The organism is Marinobacter sp. M-5, assembly GCF_032911545.1.
In the GTDB taxonomy this organism is placed as follows: Bacteria; Pseudomonadota; Gammaproteobacteria; order Pseudomonadales; family Oleiphilaceae; genus Marinobacter; species Marinobacter goseongensis.
This window is the reverse complement of the sequence record NZ_JAWJEK010000001.1, coordinates 1,436,756-1,460,284: the sequence shown is the minus strand read 5'-3', so window position 1 is coordinate 1,460,284 and position 23,529 is coordinate 1,436,756. Positions and strand designations below refer to the sequence as shown.

11 protein-coding genes are annotated in these 23,529 nt (G+C 58.5%); 9 read left to right on the top strand and 2 right to left on the bottom strand.

All coding sequences use genetic code 11. The annotated features are described in order from the left end of the window. Nucleotides 1-45: 45 nt before the first annotated feature. The 6 genes from R0125_RS06680 to R0125_RS06655 all read left to right on the top strand — a co-directional run bounded on the left by R0125_RS06680 (nt 46) and on the right by R0125_RS06655 (nt 17,691). Nucleotides 46-6,675 carry a polyketide synthase gene (locus R0125_RS06680; protein WP_317237611.1) on the top strand — a complete coding sequence of 2,210 codons (6,630 nt, stop codon included), beginning with the start codon at nt 46-48 and terminating at the stop codon, nt 6,673-6,675. A 6-nt stretch (nt 6,676-6,681) separates the two neighbouring features. Next, nucleotides 6,682-13,140: a non-ribosomal peptide synthetase gene (locus R0125_RS06675; RefSeq protein WP_317237610.1), complete on the top strand. Its 6,459-nt coding sequence runs from the start codon at nt 6,682-6,684 to the stop codon at nt 13,138-13,140. A 50-nt stretch (nt 13,141-13,190) separates the two neighbouring features. Beyond that, entirely contained in the window at nt 13,191-14,012 is an 822-nt protein-coding gene (locus tag R0125_RS06670) for an alpha/beta fold hydrolase (protein WP_317237609.1), read from the top strand. Beyond that, nucleotides 13,994-14,848 (top strand): serine aminopeptidase domain-containing protein, encoded by an 855-nt coding sequence (locus R0125_RS06665; RefSeq protein WP_317237608.1) that lies wholly within the window; start codon nt 13,994-13,996, stop codon nt 14,846-14,848. Before R0125_RS06670 ends, R0125_RS06665 begins: the two co-directional genes overlap by 19 nt. Next, a complete protein-coding gene (locus R0125_RS06660; RefSeq protein ID WP_317237607.1) occupies nt 14,812-15,963 on the top strand; it encodes an acyltransferase in 1,152 nt (383 codons plus the stop codon). Before R0125_RS06665 ends, R0125_RS06660 begins: the two co-directional genes overlap by 37 nt. Nucleotides 15,964-16,137: 174 nt before the next feature. After that, nucleotides 16,138-17,691, top strand: a complete 1,554-nt coding sequence (locus R0125_RS06655; RefSeq protein ID WP_317237606.1) for a hypothetical protein — start codon at nt 16,138-16,140, stop codon at nt 17,689-17,691. A gap of 5 nt (nt 17,692-17,696) precedes the next feature. Here R0125_RS06655 and R0125_RS06650 read toward each other — a convergent pair whose 3' ends face one another. Together R0125_RS06650 and R0125_RS06645 are read right to left on the bottom strand one after the other, a co-directional pair. Beyond that, entirely contained in the window at nt 17,697-18,809 is a 1,113-nt protein-coding gene (locus tag R0125_RS06650; RefSeq protein ID WP_317237605.1) for a DegT/DnrJ/EryC1/StrS family aminotransferase, read from the bottom strand. A 62-nt stretch (nt 18,810-18,871) separates the two neighbouring features. Then, nucleotides 18,872-20,011: a glycosyltransferase family 2 protein gene (locus R0125_RS06645; RefSeq protein WP_317237604.1), complete on the bottom strand. Its 1,140-nt coding sequence runs from the start codon at nt 20,009-20,011 to the stop codon at nt 18,872-18,874. A 126-nt stretch (nt 20,012-20,137) separates the two neighbouring features. On the opposite strand from R0125_RS06645, the gene R0125_RS06640 reads away from it, so the two are divergent. Genes R0125_RS06640 through R0125_RS06630 form a run of 3 tightly spaced genes read left to right on the top strand, consistent with a single transcriptional unit; the run spans nt 20,138 to nt 23,496 of the window. Next, nucleotides 20,138-21,163: a polysaccharide deacetylase family protein gene (locus R0125_RS06640; protein WP_317237603.1), complete on the top strand. Its 1,026-nt coding sequence runs from the start codon at nt 20,138-20,140 to the stop codon at nt 21,161-21,163. Next, on the top strand, nt 21,160-22,275 hold the full coding sequence (locus tag R0125_RS06635; protein WP_317237602.1) for a glycosyltransferase family 4 protein: 1,116 nt from the start codon (nt 21,160-21,162) through the stop codon (nt 22,273-22,275). The genes R0125_RS06640 and R0125_RS06635 overlap by 4 nt, the downstream gene beginning before the upstream one ends. A 30-nt stretch (nt 22,276-22,305) precedes the next feature. Beyond that, nucleotides 22,306-23,496 (top strand): polysaccharide pyruvyl transferase family protein, encoded by a 1,191-nt coding sequence (locus tag R0125_RS06630; RefSeq protein ID WP_317237601.1) that lies wholly within the window; start codon nt 22,306-22,308, stop codon nt 23,494-23,496. The last annotated feature ends 33 nt before the right edge of the window (nt 23,497-23,529 follow it).

Here is a 23,529-nt window from a genome sequence, read left to right as displayed (position 1 = left end):
CAACTCAAGGCCCTATGCTAATTTACATAATGTAACAACTGCGACATGTATGAATCTCTAACTAAGGAAGGCAAAGAGATGAATGCAAGAACGTCTTCCCATGCAGTGCCCAGTTTTCTAGCCAGGTTCCAGCAAACCGTAATTTCCTTTCCAGACGCGACCGCCCTTTATGCGATGGTCAGTTCAGGAGGCGGCACTGAGTCCGGAAGGACGCTGAGTTATAAAACGCTGGATGGCAATGCAAGGGTTATACAGTGCCGCCTGGCTCAGCTGGACATTGAGGCTGGCGCGCCCATTGCGATTCACACTCGGGATCGGGTGCTGGCCATCACTGCCATGCTTGCCATTCTCAGGCATGGCTGCCCTTATCTGCCGCTGGACCCGCTCTATCCCCGGGACCGGCTGGATTATATGGTCAGCCACGCGGGCACAGTGCTGACCCTCACCGACAACGATGAGTTCCGTTCCCCGGTCGGGCAGCACCTCGATCTGCGGGATCTGTCCTTCGACGAACCTGTTGCACCGCCTCCAGTCCGCGAGATAACACCGCAAAGCAGTGCTTACATTATTTACACCTCTGGCTCCACCGGTAAGCCCAAGGGTGTGTTGATGAACCACGGCACCCTGGACAATCTGATCCACTGGCAGAATCGTCGATATCCTGCGGACACCCGCTACCGGACCCTGCAATTTTCGGCGCTGGGCTTCGATGTTTCCTTTCAGGAGATCTTTTCCACCCTGACCCAGGGCGGAACCCTGTATCTGATTGACAACGAGATCAAACAGGATTTTCGGCAGCTGCTGCAGTACATCGATCAACATCAGATCGAGCGCATTTTTCTGCCCTATATCGCGCTGCTGCAATTGGTCATGTGGGCAAACCGGCTGCGGCAATACCCTCCGTCATTACGTGAAATCATAACGGCGGGCGAGCAGTTGGTGGTCAGCAAGGAACTGCGAACCGCGTTCAATGCGCTTAAACCGGCTACGCTCTGCAACCAGTATGGCCCCTGCGAAACCCATGTGGTGAGCGAGCATATCTTACGCTGGCCTCCCGAAGGCTGGCCCTCGTTGCCACCTATCGGCAAAGCCATTGACCAGGCCAGGCTGTTGATCCTGAACGAGGCGCAGCAGCCAGTGGCCGCGGGCGACGTTGGTGAACTCTACATTGCTGGACCCGTGCTGGCTCACGGATACATCAATAGTCCGGAACAGACCGCCCAGCGCTTTGTTACCCTGCCCGAGATGCCCGGCGGGCAGCCGACCAGAGCCTACCGCACCGGCGATCTCGTGAGCTGCGATGGGGAAGGCGAACTGCTCTACCACGGGCGCATCGACAATCAGGTCAAGATCAACGGCTACCGGGTGGAACTCAGTGAGGTTGAGGCTCACCTCCTGGACACCGGCCTGGTGGATGAGGCGGCGGTTGCCGTCCAGGACCTCCGGGGACAAAAAAAGCTGGTGGCGTTCGTGACCGGCAAAGCCGGGCTCGACGATAACCACGCTGCCCTTCGTGCAGGACTGGCCAGGTTAGTACCCGACTACATGGTGCCCTCCCGGTTTCACACCGTCAGCGCACTCACCAAGACACCGTCTGGCAAAATCGATCGGAAGTCCATGATTGAGGGCCTCGACAGCACGCCTGTGCCGAAGTCTCCCGACAAAACAAGGTCTACAGAGGCCCTGCTGGCAATCATCCGAACGGAAATGGCCCAACCCGATCTGGCGCCGGAGGACAATCTCCAGGATCGGGGGATGGACTCCCTGACTGCGAACCGGGTCGCCGCTGCATGCTTTGACCAGCTCGGCGTCAGCGTGCCTGTGTACACCCTGTTTCAGTACCGCACGCTGGGCCAGTTTGTCGACTATGCGCTCTCCCGCGCGGCGGTCGTCGTGCCGGCGCAACGCTCCGGGATCGAACCCGGCAACGGCAGCGCCAGCCGCGATGTGGCGATCATTGGCCTGGCGGTGCGCGTGCCCGGTGCAAGCTCTATTGAATCGTTCTGGCAGAATTTGGTGGAGGGTCGCGAGAGCATCACCTTTTTTTCGCCAACTGACCAAAAAGACGGCGAAGTCAATGCCCGGGGCGTTCTGGACGACCCTCTCGGCTTTGATGATCGTTTCTTCGGTATCAGCCCCATTGAGGCCGAGTTCGTTGACCCCCAGCAACGGCTGTTACTGGAGCTCGCATGGCACGCGCTGGAGAACGCCGGCTACGATCCGGAGGTGTTTGCCGGCCGCATCGGCGTCTATTGCGGCGTGGGTAATAACAGCTATTACCTGAACAATGTCCTCAGAAACGAGGAGAAACTGGACGATTACGGCCCGTTGCAGGCCATGGTCGCCAATGAAAAAGACTATGCCGCCACGCGGCTCGCCCACAAACTGAATCTGGTGGGCCCGGCACTGAGCATACACACAGCCTGCTCCACCTCATTGGTGGCGGTTGCCGAAGCCGTCGAAGCCATTCGCCACGGCCGCTGTGACATGGCAATCGCCGGCGGCGCCTCGATCACGTTCCCCCAGCAACAACCCCATACCCACCAGGAAGGAAGTATTTATACCCGGGACGGACACACTCGTCCGTTCGACCAGAACAGCTCTGGCACCGTGTTCAGCGATGGTGGCGGTCTGTTGGTATTGAAACGTCTGGAGGATGCACAGCGAGACGGTGACCACATCTATGCGGCCATCAGCGGTGTCGCGGTCAACAACGATGGCGCGGAGAAAGGCAGCTTCTCCGCCCCCAGCGTGCAGGGCCAGAAATCGGTGATCCTCGGCGCCCTGCGGGACGCGCAACTCGACGTGAACCGCATTGGCTACGTGGAGGCTCACGGCACGGCAACGCCCATTGGCGACCCCATTGAAGTCGCGGCCCTGAGCGCCGCTTTTGCCGAATACACACCGGCCAAACAGTTCTGCAAGCTCGGTTCGGTAAAAAGCAACTTCGGCCATTTGACCGCCGGGGCCGGCGTTATTGGCCTGATCAAATGCGCCCTTGCGGTGGAGCGGGGCATCGTTCCCCAGTCCATCAACTTCGAATCGGCAAACCCGGAACTGAGCTTGCCCAACACCCCGTTCACCATCGCGGATTGCACCAGTGAGTGGTCTGCACCGGTGTCCCAACGCATTGCCGGCGTCAGCTCTTTTGGTATCGGAGGCACCAACGCCCACGCCGTTCTTCGGGGTGTGGCGCCGGTGGAGCGTCCGCAGGCCGAGCCAACACCGGCATGGGTTCCGCTCTGTTTCAGCGCCCGGTCCCCCGAAGCCCTTGCCGCGGTGATGAGCGCCTATGAGCCGGCGCTGGCATCCGCCAGCCCGATTTTTTCAGATCGCGCGGCGCTGGCCGCCGCATTGATTCAACATCGTCGCGCTTTTTCCTATCGCTATGCCCTGCCACAGACAGCCACCGTGGAAGACCTCATAGTGGCAACAGATGAGGCCTCAGATGCCGAACCGATGCTGAAGTCGCCTTCCGTCGTCTTTGCGTTCCCCGGCCAGGGTTGCCAGGTGCCCGGTATGGGAAAATCACTTTATCGGGACCTCCCGGGCTTCCGTCAGGCTATGGATGCCTGCGCGACGATCCTGCAAACACAGCATGGACTGGATATCAAGAGCCTGATGTTCGAATCGGCCGATCCATTGAAAGACACGAGCAAAACCCAGATCAGCCTGTTTTGTCTGGGCTATGCACTGGCCTCCGCGCTGACCGGGTTGGGCATTCGCCCGGCGGCCGCCATTGGTCACAGCATCGGTGAACTGGCCGCGGCGACTCTTGCCGGGGTGTTTGATCTGTCAACGGCCCTTCGCGTGGTCATGACCCGCGGCCAGGTCATGCAGGCGCAGCCCTCAGGCGCCATGCTGGCTGTCCGTGCCAGCGCCGAAACCGTGGCCCCGCTGTTGACTGGCGGCGTGGTAATTGCAGCAGAAAATACCGGAGATTCCTGCACGCTGGCCGGCGACCACGGCGCCATCACGGCGCTGGGCAAAACCCTTGAGCAAAACAGCATCAACTTCAAGGCACTCAACACATCCCACGCCTTTCATTCACCGGCCATGGATGACGCCTGCCGCCAGTTTGCGGAGGCCCTCAGTGATGTCACGCTTCACTCGCCCCATATGCCGTTTATCTCCTGTATCACCGGCGACTGGATCACCGAGCAGCAAGCCACCGATATCCATTACTGGGCCAGCCAGATCCGCCAGCCTGTGCAATTTCGTGCCGGAGTGCAAACTCTCGGGACGCTGAACAACCTGGTGCTACTGGAGTGCGGGCCACAGGCCACGGTCACCGGCATGGTGATGCAGACGCTGGAGAACAAGTCCGATCTGGCGCTGATTCCCCTGCTCACGCAGGCGGGGCAATCCGATGTTGAGGTTGCCTCCTTCAGTCGTGGTCTGGGGCAGGCGTGGAGCAAAGGCGTGACGGTCAACTGGCCCTGCGGTCAGCAGAACCCTGTGCTGAACGCCCGCTTACCGGGCTATCCGTTCCAGCACCGGACCCATGGTATCGAACCCAGCGTTCAAGCTGCGACTGCACAGCCAAAGACCGAATCGATCATACCCAATCCGTCGCTTATGCAGCCTGCAGAAGCCTTACAGACACCATTGGCAGGGCCAGCCATGAAAGACGCTGTTATGGAACAATTGCGCACACTATTTACCGACATCTCCGGCATAGACCTCAGCCAGGCGGAGAACAACGCAACCTTCTTCGAACTGGGTCTGGATTCGTTGCTGTTGACCCAGTCCACACTGAAGCTGAAGAAAAAGTTCAGGGTAAGCATTACGTTCCGCCAGCTTCTCAATGATTGTGGCAACCTGGAAAAACTGGCTGATTACCTGATCAAAGAGGGCGTGACTCTGGAAGGCACTGCACCTTCTCAACCTCCCGCGGCGTCCGTTGGCGAACCGGTGAGTGCTCAGGCTCCGGCTCCGACTCTTGCTACAGCTTTCACGGCGCAATCCGCTGGCGAAATTCAGACTCTGCTGCAGCAACAGATGCAGCTGATGCAAGGGCAGCTGGCGTTACTGTCGTCGCTTACGGGCCAGGCTCAACGGGCCGAGCCGACACACAGCAACGACCAGCGCGCCCCTGCTGCCCCGGTTCCGCCTGGCAAAGATAGCACCATACCCATCAAACCCTTCGGGGCTGGCACCCGCATCAACGTCAAACGCAGCAATGACATGACCGCCAGCCAAAAGGCGAATTTCACAACGCTGGCGGAGCGCTATAACCGCCGGTTCGCCAAGTCGAGGCAGTTCGCTCAGGACAACCGCAAGCACCTGGCGGACCCCCGTGTTGTGTCCGGATTCCGCAACGTGATCAAAGAAGTGATTTACCCCATTGTGGTCGAACGCTCGGAGGGTCCCTATCTCTGGGATATCGACGGTGGCAAACTGATTGACGTCACCTGCGGCTTCGGCAGTAACTTTTTCGGCAATTCGGCGCCCTTTATCCGGGACGCGATTGCCCGGCAACTGGCCACCGGCTATGAAATCGGGCCGCAACATCCGTTGGTGGCTGAGGCCTCTCGACTGTTCTGCACCATCACAGGCAATGAACGGGTTGCCTTCTGCAACACCGGTTCGGAAGCGGTCGTCGGCGCCATGCGCCTGGCAAGGACCGTGACGGCCAAAGAGAAAGTCGTCATCTTCGAAAACGACTATCATGGCATTCATGACGACGTGATCGTCACTCGCGGCGCTAATGGCTACGCCGTGCCCGTCGCCGCAGGCATACCGGAGTCTGCGGCGGCTAACATGATCGTGCTGGATTATGGCAGCGATGCCTCACTGGACTATATCCGGGACCACGCTGACGACATCGCGGCCGTGCTGGTGGAGCCCGTCCAGAGCCGCAATCCGGACCTTCAGCCCAAAGCCTTCCTGCACAAAGCCCGTGCGCTGTGCACCGACAAGCAGATTGCCCTGATCTTCGACGAGGTCATTACCGGCTTCCGCATTCATCCCCGGGGTGCTCAGGGCTATTACGGCGTTAATGCCGATATTTGCACCTACGGCAAGATTGTCGGCGGTGGCATGCCCATCGGGGTGATATCCGGCAAGGCCCGGTTCATGGATGCCTTGGACGGCGGCCAATGGCAGTTCGGTGACGACTCCTCCCCGGAAGTGGGCGTGACCTATTTCGCCGGGACCTTTGTGCGTCATCCGTTAACCATGGCGGCGGCTGTGGCCGTGCTGAAGCGCCTGGAAGCCGAGCCGGACCTGCAAAATGACCTCAATCGCCGGGCCGATGGGATGGTCAGAGACATCAATCAATATGCCCAACTGGTCGGTGCACCGCTGAAGATCGAGCATTGCGGGTCCATGTGCAAACTCAAGATTCCGCAAGACATTGCGTTCGAGGAACTGATCTACATCCTCCTGCGTGAGAAAGGCATCCACATCTGGGATGCCCGCCCGATGTTCATCACCACGGCTCACAGCGATGAAGATCTCGCCGCCATTACCACAGCGTTCAAGGAAGCCATGGATGCCATGATTGCCATGGAGTTCTTCCCGGTAACCCGGTTGCCAGCGGACGACGTTCCCGATGCCAGCCCGCAGCCACCAGTGGCAGGCGCAAGGCTCGGGCGTGACGAAGCCGGAAAAGCCGCCTGGTACATTCCCTCGAAAACCCATAAAAACCAGTTCGAAAAGTGGGCAGGTTGAGCGCTTATGAACACAGCTGTTTTGACTCACGTCAGCCGTCACGACCCTTTCAGGTTTGGTGAACTTGAGGGAACCATTGAGAGCACTGAATCCCAGCGGGAGGTCTGGCTTGCGGCCCAGTTTGGCGACGACGCCAGTGCCTCATTCAACGAATCGGTCTTCCTGAGACTTGAAGGGCGCATTAACGAGCCGGCCCTGATCGCGGCCCTGAACGGCCTGTGGCAGAGGCATCAGGCCATCCGTGGCTGTTTCAGTGAGGATGGCGAAGACATGGTGATCTATCGGGACCGGCCCACACCGGTTCAAGAGCACGATCTCCTTGGTCTTTCTCCGGCCACCAAACAGCAGGCGCTCGAGCGGTTGGCTCGTGAGGCGGTCACCGAGCCATTTGATCTGTTTGACGGCCCCCTGGCGCGATTCGACGTCATCCGGTTCGATGAGGCCGACACCCGCATTCTGCTCACGCTGCATCACTCGGTGTGCGATGGTTGGTCGCTGTATGTCCTGGCCAGTGAACTGGGGAATCTTTACTCGCGGGAGTGCGACTCTTCTCAGGCCATAGAACCTGAACCGGCACCACTGTTCAGTGACTACGCCCAGTGGGAACGGAGTGACGAGACACGCATTTTGCGCGAGCAAAGCATCGCCTACTGGACACGACGATTCGCTGGCGGCATTCCCAGCCTTGAGCTGCCCTGCGACCGATCCCGGGGTATGAGCCGCAGCTTTGCCGCCTATCGGCTCGACAAGCCGATGCCGATGGATCTGCTGAGCGAATTGAAACAACTGGCAGCCCGGCACAGCAGTACGATCACCACCACCCTGCTGGCCACGTTTGCCGCCTACCTGAACCGGATCTCCGGCAGTGAAGACATTGTGCTGGGCATTCCGTTTGCCGGGCAAATGGCGAAAGAGGAGCACAGCCTGGTCGGGCATTGCGTCAATATTATCCCTCTGTACCTGACCGTGTCGGCCGACGATTCCTTCAGCTCGCTGCTGCACAAGGCCCAGCAATGCATGCTTGAAGCCTTTGAACACCAGTATCTGACCTACGGCACCCTGTTGCAGACTCTGGGCGTGGCCAGAGATCCCTCAAGGCCACCGCTGGTATCGGTGCTTTTTAACGTGGATCAGGCCAACGAATCGGATTTCCGTTTTGCCGGTCTCAATACCCGCTTCGAATCCAACCCGCGCGCTTTTGAAAACTTTGACCTGAACCTGAACATTACCCTTTCCGACCGTTCAGCGGTGATGGAGTGCACCCATAACCTGCAGCTCTGGAACACCGACACCATGGACCACCGCATGGACGCGCTGCTGCTGCTGATGCGGGGCGTGCTTGAGCGGCCGGATGTGGAGCTGCGGCAGATCGATCTGTTGAGCGAGGGGGAGCGGGCCCTCTACGAGGAGGCATGGCGTGAGGGCGAAAGAGAGTATGATCTCGCCCACCAGAGCCTCCATGGCCTGATCGAGGCGGCCGTTGATCGCTTTACAGACCGTACCGCCCTGGTGTTTGAAGGCGCCGCAATCACCTTTGGTGAGCTGGATCAGCGAGCCAACCAGCTTGCCCACTGGCTTATGAATCAGGGCGTGGGCCCGGAGACCATTGTGCCCATCCTGATGGACCGATCGCCGGCCATGCTGGTCGCCATCAATGCCATACTCAAGGCCGGCGGAGCGTACCTGCCTCTGGACCCGGAGCATCCAAAGGACCGACTGGCGTTCATTATCGATGAAGTACAGGCCGGTTTCGTGCTGTCGATGGATGCCCTGACCTACCGCGCTCCGGACACTGTTCCGGTGATTGCGGTAGACAGTGATCAACTGGACCTGAGTACCATGAGCAGCGCCCGCCCACAGCGGCAGAGCAGGCCGGACCAACTGGCCTACGTGATCTATACCTCAGGGTCTACCGGCAAACCGAAAGGCGTGATGCTGGAGCATCAGTCCATCTGCAATCACATGCGGTGGATGCAGGACACGTTTGAACTTGGGGCGGCCGACGCAGTCATGCTCAAAACCCCCTACACCTTCGACGTGTCGCTGTGCGAACTGTTCCTGCCGTTGATGACCGGTACGCCACTGGTGATCGCAAAACCCGGTGGTCACAAAGACCCGGAGTACCTTGTGGAACTCATCAATCACCACGGAATTACCCATATTCACTTTGTGCCCTCGTTGGCCTTTCTGTTCCTCGATGTTTGCGATCATGCCCGCTGCCCCAGCCTGCGGCGATTCCTGCTGACAGGTGAAGCGGTGAGCACAGAGCTGGAATCCCGGTTCCTGAATAACTTTCCGGACGCAGAATGCTGGAATCTTTACGGCCCGACGGAAGCGGCCGTGCACGCCAGCAGCTGGCTATGTGACCAGCAGAGCCGGGAGCACACGGTGCTCATAGGCAAAGCGCTCCCCAACACCCGCCTTTATGTGGTCGACGAGCACATGAACCTCATGGGGTCGGGCCTGGTTGGTGAGTTGTTGATCGGCGGCGTACAGGTGGCCCGTGGCTACATCAACCGGCCAGAGCTGACGGCGGAACGGTTTATCAACGATCCTTTCTCGGACGAGCCGTTCAAAGCCTATCGAACCGGTGATCTGGTCAAGCTGCGCCCGGACGGCGCGCTGGAGTACATTGGCCGTAACGATTTCCAGGTCAAACTGAGAGGCTTGCGGATCGAACTGGGTGAAATCGAGTCCGTTATCCTGCGCCATCCCGGCATCACCCAGTGTGCCGTGCTGTGCCGGGAAGATCGCCGGAATGACCAGCGGCTGGTGGCCTACATCGTGGCGAAACCACAACTGGCGAACTGGCTGGCCGACCTCAAAACACACATGGGGCAGTTGTTACCTGACTACATGATGCCGCAGCATTTCATCCAGCTGCCGGCCTTGCCGCTGACTTCCAGCGGCAAGGTTGATCGGAAAGCCTTGCCGGCCCCGGAACTTCCGACAGCGGAAAACAGCGACTATGTTGCCCCCCAAACCCGGCTGGAAACGTCGTTGAGCGAACTGTGGGCGGGCATTCTCGGCGTTCATGCGGTGAGTGTCACAGCGAATTTTTTCGACCTGGGTGGGCATTCTCTGCTGGGCACCCAGATGCTGGCTCAGGTGAAAAGCCTGCACGGGATTTCCCTGGGGCTCGGCAAGCTGTTTGAGGCTCCGACCGTTCGCGCCCTGACCCGGCTGATTGAACAGGCACAGTCAAGCGACCAGCCGGTGCGCCGCCTGGAGCCTGTGCCGGCTGACACCGTGGTGTATGCCACGCCACAGCAGCAAGTCTGGTATCTGTACGAGAAGATCGTTCCGGAATCCTTTGCGTTCAATCTACCGGCGATTTTCCGTTTCCGCGGCGAACTGGATATTAAGGCATTGGAGCGCGCCCTCAACTCCATCATGGAACGGCACGACGTACTCAGAGCCAATTTCCTTAACACGGACGGTCAGGTACAGATTGTGACAACACCGGACCGCAGGATCGACCTGCCGCTGAGCTCGCTCGCGGATGTCGGCATTGATCGGGTGGAGGATCTGGAGAACGCGCTCGGGAGTCAGGTAGGAGTCGGCTTTGATGTGGAATCCGAAGCCCTGTTCAAGGCGCAGTTGATCAAGGCCGGCGACGCCGATCACATCCTGTTCCTGATGGTGCATCACCTGGTGTTCGACGGCTGGTCGTTTGACCTGCTGCTCCGGGAAATGTGTGCGCTGTATAACGCCTACGCCAAAGGGCTTGGCAACCCCCTTGCGCCGCTGCCCATCCAGTTCCGTGACTTTGCGCACTGGCAGCATCAATGGCTGGAGAAAGAACACGACAACACGCTGCTTGAGCAGCACCTTGCCTTCTGGAAGGAAAACCTGGGCGGTGACCTTCCGGTTCTGGGACTGCCACTGGACTTCGAGCGCCCCTACGTGCAACCACACCGGTGCAGGGGTATCAAATTCTCCATTGATCAGTCCGCCGTCGAGTCTCTCGAACGCATCGCCATTCGCCATCAGACCACCCTCTTCATGGTGCTGATGGCGCTGTACGTTCTCATGCTGCATCGTTTTAGCCGACAATCGGACCTGATCGTCAGCCTGCCCGTCTACGCCCGCAATCAGGAGGAGCTCAGCGGCATTATGGGGCCGCTGATCAACGCGCTCGCCTGTCGCTTCACTCTTGATGGCGTTCAAACGTTCGACGATCTTGCCCATTACGTCAAACAGACTTTGCTTACCGCAATGGACCATCAGGACGTGCCGTTCGAGTCCATCGTGCGGGCCATCAATCCGCCGCGGGATTCATCCCGCAATCCGGTGGCGCAGACGCTGTTCAATTACCAGGACGTGCGGAACCGTCAGGACCAGATGGACGGCATTGATCGCTCGCAGATCAACCTGGACCGTGTGGGCGTGGAGACCGATCTGGATGTCTGGTTCAAGCGCCACCTTGACGGCATTGAAGCCGGGTTCGAGTATCCCGTGGAATTGTTCAGGCACGAGACCGTTGAGGCGTTTGTGGACAGTTTTATTGAGAGCATCCGGACCGTTGCCGAGGTACCCGAGGCCCCCACCCTACTCGAGCTTAGCCAGGCCAGCAGGCAAGAACAGGAACAGTTCGCCGGCTGGAATCAGACCGAACTCGCCTGCCCATTTGAACAGGGATTCCTGACCACGTTCCAGCGCCAGGTGACCGAGAATGCCGCCAAACCTGCGTGTACCGATGGAACGAACACGCTCTCCTACGCTGAACTGGACCAGCGCGCCAATCAGTTGGCCCGATATCTCATGGCAGCCGGCATCCAGAAGGGAGACACCGTCGCACTGTTGCTTGAGCGGAATCCTGCCTTGCCCGCCACGGTGATCGCGCTCTGGAAACTGGGTGCCGCGTATGTGCCCCTGGATGCCTCCTACCCCGCAGAGCGGATCCGTTCGATTCTTGACGTCGCCCAGGCGCACACCGTGATCACCCACAGCGGACGGTCGGCCCAGGATTGGCCCGATGGGGTCGCCGTCATCACGCCGGATCAGGAAACCGCTGAGGTGAACCGCCAGGACGCCGGCCCCGTGAGTTCCGATCTGACCGCAGACCAGCTCGCCTACGTCATTTTTACTTCCGGTTCTACCGGTGTACCGAAAGGCGTTGAGATCAGCCATGGCGCACTTCACAACTTCCTGCAGGCCGTTTCCCGTGAGCCAGGGCTGAACAACGACGACACGCTGCTGGCCATTACCACCCTGGCGTTCGATATTTCGCTGCTGGAACTGTTCCTGCCGCTGAGTGTCGGCGCAAGCCTGGTGATCGCATCACAAAACCAGTGTGGCGACCCTCATCAGCTTATCCGGTTGCTGGAGCAGCATCGCATTACCGCTCTGCAAGCCACACCCGCGACCTGGCGCTTGCTGGTGAACGCCGGTCTGGATCCAAGGACACCCCTGAAGGGTCTGGTCGGCGGAGAAAAGCTTCCGGGAGACCTGGCCGCCACGCTGCTCGACCGGGGCGTGGAGCTGTGGAACATGTATGGCCCGACGGAGGCCACGGTCTGGACCAGTTGTTACCGGGTAACACCCGGCCCTGACGACGCATTGCCGCGAATACTCATTGGCCGGCCGCTGGCCAATACCCAGCTCCATGTTCTGGACCCGCAAGGTAACCCGCTGCCGCTGGGGGTGTACGGCGAACTCTGCATCAGCGGCGACGGTCTCGCGGCTGGATACCGCAATAACCCTGTTCAAACCCGGGAAAGCTTCGTTCATCAAGACAGTGCCCGACGTCTTTATCGCACCGGTGATTTCGCCCGCTGGACACTGGACGGCTACATAGAATTTGGTGACCGAATCGACAATCAGGTGAAGGTTCGGGGCTATCGGATTGAACTTGAAGAAATCGAGATTCAGTTGCGCAGCCATCCGGCCATCGGCGACGCGGCCATGGTGGTTCAGGATCTGGGGGCGGATGATCACCGACTCACCGCCCACATCGTCTACCGGGGCCAGGAACGCCCCACCAGCAGTGAGCTTCGTAAACATCTGCGCAGGTTTCTGCCGGATTACATGATGCCGCAGCAGTTCACCACCCACGATCAGTTGCCCTTGCTGCCCTCGGGCAAAGTCAACCGTAAGCAGCTGGCACAGATGAGCAGCAGCCCGGCACCGATACAGGTGCCGAACCGCCAACCCACAGACACCGAGGCGTGCCTGATCACCATCTGGAAACACCGCCTCAAGCGGGAGACGGTGGCGCTGGAGGATCAGTTTCTGGACGTGGGCGGGCATTCCCTGCTGGCTCTACAGGTGATCATAGACGTGGAGCAGGCAATGGGCATACGCATGATGCCCCAGGACCTCTGGGTCAACACCCTTGAGCAACTGGCCAATCTTGTGGATCAGAAAATCGCGGTTCAGGCTCCTGGCGCCGTTGCCGGGCAGGAGCCCGGGAAACCGAAATCTCGTAAAACCATGCTCAAACGGCTTTTCGGTTCCCGATAATACCGGGGCCTGAAAACACGACGTCAACCGGGGAATCATGCCAGGAGCGGATGTTGGAAGCGTTCTATTTCGGACCCTCTGAAAGTTACCTGTTCGGGGTATTCCACCCCCGGATGGGGGTCGATCGTAACGAGGCGGTAGTCCTTTGCAATCCGTTCGGACAGGAATACATGAGGGCCCACAAGTCGGTACGCCGACTGGCGATCAATCTGGCAGCGCTGGGGTATTCCGTGCTGCGCTTTGACTACCGCGGCACCGGCGATTCGGCCGGAGACCTTCAGGGGGTGACCGCAGACCACTGGCTCGAAGACATTGGCCACGCGGTTCAGGAAGTCATGGATATGGCCGCCGTTGGCCGGGTCGCTCTGGTGGGACTGCGCCTGGGCGCCCTTTTTGCGGCCCGGGCTGCTGCGGATTTCTCTGGTGTGTCCCGAGTGGTGCTCTGGGACCCGGTGACCAGCGGTGCGCGCTATGTGGAAGACATCCGCATCGCGATTGCCGACGCCCAGGCAGAAGGCAGCCGGTCGCGACTGATCACCCCCGACGGGGCCCTACATTTTAACGGATTTTCCATGCCCGCCGGTTTTCAGAAAACCCTGGCAACCATGAATCTGGATGACACCCTGCCGTCACTGGGCATTCCAGTGGCCCAGATCGTCTCCCATGAGGCTGAGGAATTTGCCGCATTGGAGCGGCATCTTGAAGGACGCGCGAACTTTTATGCCGAGCTTGCGCCCGCCCCCCATAACTGGAACTACGTGGATCACGTTGGCGGCATTTTATGGCCAAAGCCGGTGATCGATGCCATTGAACAGTATTTCGATCAGGCGCAGGTCCTGGGACAGGGGGCATTATGCGCGAACAGGTTGTGATGGTCGGCGACGACCTGCCCCTGATAGGCGTACTCTGCGAGCCTGAAACCGGACAGAACGCCGCATCCGACGTGGCGGTCATTCTAATGAACTCCGGTGTTATTCACCGTGTTGGTTCCTGCCGGTTGTCGGTGACACTCGCGCGCAGCCTCGCCGAGCACGCCGGGATTGCTACCTTCCGCTTTGACTTCTCCGGCATTGGTGACAGCGACGCCCGCCGAGGCACCCTCACCGCCGCCCAGGCCGCCGTTGATGAAGTGCAGGAAGTGATGGACTACCTGTCCCGGTGGAAGCAGTACGACCGGTTCATCCTTTACGGCCTGTGCTCCGGCGCCTTTGCCTCCTACCGCACCGCACTCAGTGACAGCCGGGTCATGGCAACCATCCAACTGGACGGCTATTGCTACATGACCTGGAAAAGCTACGTCATCAACTATGCCCCCAAGCTGTTGTCTCTCTCGAGATGGGCCCAGTTTATTCTGAGGAAACTGGGAGTTCGCAAGCAGAAAAAAGGCGCAGAGGTGTCGGGTATTGAAGAGCGATACTTCGAGGTGCCCGGGTTCGCCGGTTATCCCCCGAGAGAGGAGGTCCGAGAGGGCCTACAACAACTCAATGAGCGTGGCTTGCACATGCTGTACGTGTTTTTCGGCAACGAGTACTACGTGTATCAGCGCCAGTTCGTGGATTGCTTCAAGCCGGTTGCCTTTGGCGACAACCTGACCATCATCCACCGCCCTCACGCGACTCACATCCTCTCCGAGCCGGAAGACCGGGCCTCGGTGGTTGAATCCATTACCCGATGGACCCGACAGTTAATCCATCAGCCCGGGGTATGATCCCCCCGCCGAGGGAAGAACTGACCGCACTTACGTCGCTGCGAGGCATGGCCGCGGTGTTGGTCATGTTTCATCATTTCATGAATGTACTGCTCAAGGACTCCATGGCCATTGAGCCTACGAAGCTCATCTATAAATCCTACCTGTGGGTAGATCTGTTCTTTATCCTGAGCGGGTTTGTACTGGCTTACGTGTATCACACCCATTTTCTAGAGGGCGTTCGGGGCAGAAGTTACTGGCGTTTCATGCAGGCACGTTTTGCACGGATCTATCCGCTGCACTTTTTCATGCTCTCGGTTTTTCTCGGTTACGAAGGCCTGCAGTGGCTGCTCAGCCATCAGCATGTTGCCGGCATGATGCACCTGTCGGAACCGTTCACGGCAGGCCAGAGCACCTCCAGCCTGCTCACGAATCTGTTTCTGGTCCAGACCCTGCATTGGCGCGCCTACTGGAATGAGCCCGCGTGGTCTATCAGCGCCGAGTGGCTGATCTACTTTACACTGCCGTTTGTGATGTTCGCGCTGCTCCGCCTGCGCGCCCAGTGGTTCGGTGTGGTGGCGTTCACGGCGCTGATACCGCTTGTACTGATCGAAAGCCACTTCGGTGATCTCGGCCTGTATTTTGCCGGCTGGCCGATGCTTTTCCGGTGTCTGTGTGAAGCCATTCTCGGCATGCTGGCTTTCCGCTGTTACCAACAGGGACTGCTTCGGAACCTTGCCTCCGGCCGCCTCGTTCTGCCAGTGCTGCTGCTGAACCTCCTGATTCTCGCGCTGCCGGGTCCCGGAGTGCCCTCGGTTATGGGATTTGTCTGGCTGGTGCTCTGTGCCGCGCGGCTGTCACCGCATCAACCCCATCTGCTCAACAGCCCGCTTCCGGTTTACCTGGGCAAAATCTCTTACTCGGTCTATCTGGTGCACTGGCTGTTCCTCGATCTCGTGCGGGACGGGTTCCTGTTCTTCACCGGATTACCGGTGCATCAGGCACTCACGGCGGGCGCCCAGATTGGCCTTCTGGTGATTCTCAGTGTTCTGGTGATCGGTGTGTCCGAGTTGAGCTATCGCTGGATAGAGGCCCCGATGCGGTCCCGTTTAAAGCCAGGTTCCAGACGACAATAAACGCCAAATTCCACGAGCCACTCCCATCATCTGCAGTTTTTCCACCTAAAAAACCGTTACATATAATTACAAAAACTAACCCGTCGCCTTTGCTTCCTGTGGGTATATGCCATGCTTAAAGAAAGTGGGCTTACCTCATTTCCGCACCACACCATAACTGCAGGGGACGCTGTCATGGTCAGATCCAAAACGGTAGTACTTCTGTCACTAGCCAGCACATTCATCGCAGGTTGTGCCACACGACCCACACCCGATGTGGGCACACTTCCGCCGCCCGCCGCCGGAAGCCCCTCGGAGCATATAATCGATCGTGAGAACATCGGCTTTTACAGCGACGGCAACTGGAGCATCTCAACCTCGCTACCGGGCTTCCAAGGACAGGACTATCTTATTTCAGCCCCCGGGACCGGCCAGAATGTGGCCACCTGGAATCTCAATATCATCCGCACCTTTGATATCTACGCCAAGTGGACATCCACACCCCGCCGGGGATCCAACGTCAAATTCGTGGTGCACCATCTCGATAACCAGAACAACCTGGTCACCGAGACCGTTACCGTGGATCAGCGCGAAAATCCCGGAGAGTGGTTCAAGCTCGGTACGTATCGGATGTCCACCCTCACCGGCCGAGTCACTGTGAGTGATGATGCGGATGGCTGGGTGGTCGCGGATGCCGTCCTGTTCAAGGAAGTGGGCGTGACGCCAGAAGAGGAGCCCGCACCGCCTACCGGCGATTCCGACGGAGACGGCATTCCTGATGAGTGGGAGGTCCGATATGGACTTGACCCGAATGATCCCTCCGACGCGACGCTGGATGCTGATGGTGACGGCCTGAGCAATCTTGACGAGTTCCTGGCGCTAACGGACCCCTCCGTCGACGACTCCGACGGAGATGGCATACCCGATGGCTATGAAGTCGAGAATGGTCTGGACCCATCCATTGATGATGCCATGCAGGATGCCGACGGTGACGGCCTCGCCAATTACAATGAGTTCCTCGCGGGGACCTCGGCAAGCGACGCCGACAGCAGGCTTGCAAGCAATGCGGTATTACTGACCTGGCAGGCACCGACCGAACGGACCGATGGCAGCCCACTGACCGAGGATGAGATCGCGCGGTACGAGTTGCTCTATCAGCGTACCAGCAGTTTAGGCGCGGGCGAGCGCATCATTGATAATGAATCGTCTGCGTTCACCTCTTACGGGGGCGGCAGGACGTCTTCGGGATACGGCGGTTTCATTGGCGACAATTACTTCATCATGAATCCGGGCTCAGGAGAGGTGTCTGCCGAATGGCAGGTTTATGAACTGGTCCCGGGCACTCAGTATGAATTATCCGGGCACTGGGTCTCAAGCGGTCTGCGCGCATCCAACGCGACTTACAGTTATACCTTCATGGATGCAAAAGGCGCCCAGACCACTCAAACAGCCGTCGTTGATCAACGAAGTGATGGTGGATCATGGCAGAGTCTGGGCACATTCGAGACGTCTGGCACTACCCTCTCCGTCAGCATCAATAATGACGCTGATGGTTATGTAATTGCCGACGCCATCAAGCTGGATTCCGCAGGCGGGGACGAAACGACTATCGTGATCGAGAAAGCCGCTTACAACAGCTATATCGTGGAGAATCTTGGTGCTGGCGAGTGGCAGTTCCAGCTCCGGGCTATTGATTCTGAGGGCGTTGAAGGTGAATTCTCGGAAATCGCAAGGCGAACCATCGAATAGCAGTTTCAAGCCACGGGATGATCACTGCCCTGATCGCGGATGATCTGAGCGATCAGGGCTACGTCTGCTGAGGTGACGTCTTCGTGGCAGGGCAAGGTCACGAGCCGCGCCGCAAAATCATCTGCGTGGGGACACTCCACACCGGCAAACACGCTCTCAAGTCCCTCAATGTGCGGAAGTGAGCGGTGGTAAAAAGTGCTGGCTCCGATGCCACGGCGATTCAGAGCGCGGGCAACCCGGTTTCGCACCCCTTCTGTCGGGGCCAGTAGCCCGTATCGCAATATCGGCATGCCTTCCCCACCCGCTCGACGACCAAGCAGTGACCACCTCATCGTTTCCGCAAAAGCCAGTTGCTGACTGTACAGTTCCTGGGTCGAAGAGCGGCGGCAGAACGCACGAATTCCAGCGCCTAACAGCGGCCTTGGCAGATCCAGCCTTGAAACCGAGTCAAGGGGTTTGAAGTGCGTCTCGCCGATGTTCAGAAAGGGAATCTTTTCAAGAATGTAGAAAGGCACTCGCATCATCAGAAGATTGAAAATCATCCTTTGCAGACGCCATAACACGCCAGTATCCATCCGACTGCTCGGGCAGGCACCCACAACATCAAGGGGCTGCCCGGCCAGATCGCTTTTCACCAGCAACGCCCCCCCTCCCATGAGGTTAATCGGCTTGCCGCGACCAAAACTCAGCACCGCGCAATCTGCAAAAGGTTGTGTAGCGCAGACCGGCGGGAAACACTGGGCCGAATCCTCGATCAACAGCAGGTCGTTGTCATGGCAAATCAATGAGAGCGCACTCAATCGCTCGGAGATGCCGAGAAAACCGACGCCAACGGCCGCGACCGTGTTGGCGTTGACCTGCTGTCGAAATTGATCACGGTCCATCCACGGAAGACCGGGTTCCAGGTCTACCAAGACCGGTGTGCCACCCTGGGCGATGACAGCGGCGACAAGATCCGGACACCCGTAGGCCGGCATCAGTATTTCGGGCTGATCGATGTGAGGCTTGCGGGACCGGGCGATTGCTACGGCGGCAGACAGCGCGGCGGTTCCGGATGCCATAAAGACGGTCTGATAACCGGGTTCCCAGGCATAGGGGGGTGCAGCGGAATCATCCATCGCCGGCACCCGGCTGCCAACAGGTCTGATCTTACCCAGCAAAGGCACACTCCTGGTTCATATCAGCGTTTGGATGGCGTCCAGACGGTCATGCGCCGACCGGACAGAAAGCTCACCGTCGCCTGGGCGGTTGCCATATTCACCTGTACGAAGAAGTACGGGATTTTCACGGGGACCGACTCCCGCAAGGAGGGCATCCAATGGCCGGCCAGCACAAGACCGTAAAAAGCCAGTTGGGCGACCAGCGTCAGTGTGTAAACTGCGCCCTGGCCAGCGAGGGCGAACGACACCAGCAACAGCAACAGTTGAAACCAGGGAGCCAGCCAGCGCATGAGCTTGTGCCCGAACACCTGGAATGAAAACAGGCCGTATCGGAGAGGGTTCAGCACTTCCGGGTGCCTCGCCAGAGCAGTCAAACCCCGGATAATGGTTCGCACCTTGCGCTGGTACTCTCTGGTAGAGTCCGCCACATCCTGATAGAAGCCGAGGACATCAGGCGCGGTGACCGCCACCAACCCGTTGCGAACCGTATTCAGGGCGGTGTTGAAATCGCTGGGCGCATAGATGTCCCAGTGGTCTTCACAGACCGCCCTGCGCGCCGCAAAGAATGACCCACTCAAACCCACAAGGCCTGCCCGGGCAGACTCCAGGCCACGAAGCCACATCTCGTACCGCACGTAGGCCCCCTCCCCCACCACACCGCCATCGCGGCTCAGAAAGCGGTCCTCACTGGACACCGATCCGACAGACGGGTCCGCGAAATACCGGACAAGTTTACGGATAGCATCCTCGGGGATGGCGGTGGCGACATCGGAAAACACAAGAATATCACCGGATGCCTTGCGGATGGCCTGCAGTTGCGCGTGCTCTTTGCCTTTGCGCTCGGTGGCCCGGGCGAGCAATACAGCACGCTGTTGATACTCCTCAACAATGGCGTCTGTCGCATCCGTTGAGCAATCCGAAGCGACAAGAATTTCAATATGCGGATAATCCAGCTTCAGACAGTTCTCGATTTTCTCGCGGATGCGGGATTCTTCGTTGTGAGCTGTTACAATCAATGACACTCTGGGAACGTATTCCGCGGTTTGAGAGGGCGCAGGAGCAGGACGCTTCCTCGCCGGTAGCAACAGCAACAACAACGGGTAGATGAAATAACTGAACACTGACCCGACCAGGGCCACCCAGAACAGCAACACCAGCATAGCTCTTCATCCTTGTGAACTGACACTAATGACAATTCTGCCTGCTACTGGCAAAATTGATGAGGAGTTAAACTATACATGGACCGTTAAGCCAAAACCATTGGCAGCGCCCACGGAGGCAAGGACTTGGCCCCAATCCGAAGTACCCTCAAATTCTTTGCGTTGTCGCTGTTCGCACTGGCCGGCTGGATAAAAATCCGGCTCACGGTTCGACCGACACTGATCATCCTGACGTACCACCGGGTCCTACCGGCTGACCATCCCGACCGGTCCTGCGAGCAACCCGGAATGGTCATCGCGCCGGAACTGCTCCGGAATCATATCCGTTATATGAAAGCGTGTGGCGCCACGCCGGTTCACCTTGATGACTGGCTCTCGGCACAGGCGACCCCGAACAAGCTGCCCAGGCTGTCTTTTGCGCTGACGTTTGATGATGGCTGGCGTGACAATTACCAGTACGCTTTTCCTGTGTTGAACGAAGAACAAGTGCCGGCCACGATCTTTCTGGTTACCCGCTTGCTGGATACCAACCGGACGTTCTGGCCAGAGCAGGTGCTGAAATTAATAATCTCCCAGCCCCTTCCCCCGGATGCTCCCGAGTACCAGTGGCTGACGCCTTTCCTTCCTGATCAGCAGCCCGATTCAGCGCCGCTGGACCTCGAACAGGCCGACGATGTGGTCAACAGACTCAAGGTACTCGACGACGCGGTGATCCTCGCGCACCTTGAACGGATGTCTGCACTCTCCGCCTCAAAACCGCGAAAACCTTTATCGCGGGTCATTTTGAACAGCGGCGAGCTGACCGAGATGGCCAGTAGCGGGTTGATTAGGTTTGGCGCGCACACTCAGCATCACTATCGCCTGAACAGAGTGGCCGAGCCTGCCGCACTGAGGCGCGAAATTGTGGATAGCCTCACCGACCTGGACCCACTGGGCGCAGAAGCGGTTCCGATCTTTTGTTACCCGAATGGCGACATCACCGGCCGGGGTGAGGAGCTGGTGGAACAACATTACAAAGCCGCCTGCACCACCAGAACCGGCTGGAATCCTGTCACCAGAAATCCCTTTGATTTGCGCCGTTTCAACCTGCATGACGGTAACAGCTTCAACAACCTCAGATTCCTGGCGTCTCTGGGTCGTGGCATTGTATGACCGACGTTCCATCACGCCCGAAGGTTGTGACCCACGTCATCTCCGGCGACCTGTGGGCCGGCGCAGAAATGCAAATCTATCAGTTGTGCAAAGGCCTGATTGAAGAGGCCACCGTCACACCCACGGCCGTTGTTTTCAACGAGGGGCTGTTGAGCGCGCGGTTACGTGACCTGGGCATGGCCGTTGATGTCGCCGATGAGACCCGCCTTGGTCCATTGCAGATCATCAAGGCCATCAGGCACCACTGCGAACACTACCATTCTCAGGTTGTGCATACTCACGGGTTCAAAGAGAACGTTCTTGGCATCATCGGGAAAGATCTCGCTGGGGTGCCCGTTTCCGTCCGAACCGTGCACGGCAACCCGGAAACGGGATTCTCTCTGACAACCCTGCACAAATGGCTCGTCAAACAGCTAGACCTGACGCTCGGGCGTTATCGCCAGAACCGGGTCATCGCCGTGTCAACGCAGCTGGAGCTGCGGCTAGAGCAGCTGTTTCCCGGGAAAGTCGAGAAGATATTCAATTTCGTTGACGTTGACGTCATTCGAACGCAATGGCCAAAACCGGGCCGGGAAAGAACTGGAGAATACTGTCTCGCCATCGTCGGTCGTCTGGTGCCGGTCAAAAGGGTCGACCTTTTCCTGGAAACAGTCGCACGGTTGAATGCTGAGGGCATCCCCTGCAAAGGCAAGGTCATCGGCACCGGACCAATGGAGTACAGCCTCAAACAGCACGCGCAATACCTGGGTATCGCTGAGCGTATTGATTTCACGGGCTTCCTGGACCCTGTCTCAGACGCACTGAGCGGTGTGGACATCTTACTGATGACCTCCGACCACGAGGGGCTCCCGATGACGCTGCTGGAGGCTCTGAGCCTGGAAATTCCGATTGTGGCCCACGACACCGGCGGCATTCCCGAGGTTCTGGACGACGGGCGCTGTGGCTGGCTGGTCGGGGACCACTCAGCACAGGGCTACGCCGGTTCGGTCCGCGAGGTTCTGAACGCACCCGAGGAGACCGCGCGAAAACTGGCAGCCGGCCTGAATCGTGTGCGCAGTGAATTCGCACTTAACAAGAATACCAGCAAATACGTCGAGCTTTACCAACGCTGAACTATCTTTATTACTGAGTCTGAATTGCACATGGATGACAGAGAAAAAAAGCACATGCCGAAAATTCTCATGCTTTCTGACATAACCGGCCTCGGGCCGGATTATCACGTGGGTGATGAAGCGATGGCCGAAGTGGCCATTGAACGACTGGGCAAGCTGGTCGGCAAGAACAATCTTATTCTCGGCTGCGCTGACCCGGACCGTGTTCCGGAGACCTATGGCATCCGCGCCTTTCCCTTTTACCACATCCCTGACCAGCAAATGCGGCGGTTGCTCTGGAAAAGACCACTTTCCTACTTCAAAGCCAAAGCCATGGCCCTTTATCAGGTGCTGCGGGCAGACAAGATCATTATCTGTGGCGGCGGCAACATGACCAGTGTGTGGCCCCACGTTCTTGAGTCCAGGCTGAGGCTTCTGAAGCTCGCGGCAATGCTGGGCAAAGAGTTTTACCTGGTGAGTCAGACCATCGGTCCCTACAACGACGCCCATCGCAAACACATCGACCGGATACTGCCCAAAGCCAAATGGATCGGGGTACGTGACCGAAACTTCTCCAATACCCAGGTCAGCGCACCGGTACATTTCGCACTGGACGACGCCTGCTACCTCGAAAAACAGCACAACGACGACACCCGTGCAATCAGTGCCAAACATCGCCCCTTTGCCTGTGTCTCAATGCGTAAATTCGGTCCCATGGATGATGACGAAGTTCTGCGAATCGCTGCAGCAATTGAGCGTGCCGTCAGCGCCCGTGATTGCAGCACCGTGTTTATCCCCCACCATGCACCGAGAGGCTCCGGCGGCGACATCAAGCTGGCGCACCACATCCGCCCACTCTGGCGGCAGAAACCCTTTGTACTGGTCGACCCGATTCCGCTGGCATCCTCACTCAAAGCGTTGACGGCAGACAGCCAGTTCGTGATCTCGATGCGCTACCACCAGCTTATATTCGCGTTATCTCTGGGTATCCCCGCGGTGGGTATCTATGTCGATGAGTACACCGAAGCCAAACTTCGCGGATCTTTTGAGGCCCTTGGTCTGGAGCCGCTGGTGACCTCCACGGCAGAGGTCGAACAGACGCTGGAAACCCTCGTTAATATAGCTCTGGAGTCACGAGATCAATTCGAGCGCGCGGCCAACAGGATTCAGGAAGAGGCCCGACGCGACAATGAACGGCCCTATCTGATGCTCGCCAACAGAGCCAGTTCAACCGAACTATAATTTTATCGTTGATGTACCAAAGGAAGGTAATCT